The sequence below is a fragment of the Paraburkholderia sp. SIMBA_027 genome (assembly GCF_046535315.1).
Lineage (GTDB): Bacteria > Pseudomonadota > Gammaproteobacteria > Burkholderiales > Burkholderiaceae > Paraburkholderia > Paraburkholderia tropica.
This window is the reverse complement of record NZ_JAWRWY010000839.1, coordinates 1-263: the sequence shown is the minus strand read 5'-3', so window position 1 is coordinate 263 and position 263 is coordinate 1. Positions and strand designations below refer to the sequence as shown.

General features: G+C 68.8%; 1 protein-coding gene. It reads right to left on the bottom strand.

Features of this window, described 5'->3' with window-relative positions; all coding sequences use genetic code 11:
- On the bottom strand, positions 1-263 hold a 263-nt coding region (locus tag SB764_RS41430), incomplete at both ends, for a CSS-motif domain-containing protein (RefSeq protein ID WP_410866959.1).

Genomic DNA, 263 nt, shown 5'->3' with positions numbered 1-263 from the left:
CCAGGGGCGTGCCGGACACGCTGACGAACCACTGCGTCGGCGGCGTGCCGACCGGCCAGCGGTGGAACGCGCCAGTCTCGTAGTCCACCTCGCCCAAGGCCGACGAGCAATAGATGTGCTCGCGCTTGACCAGCAACAACGAGCGGAAATACGGATTGAGCGTGCCCCAGCGGTACAGGTCGGGACGCGCCGTCTGGCAGGACTGCGCGGACAGGGCCGTGACCCGCGGCAGGATGTCGAGGGCGCGAGCCATGATCTGGCCG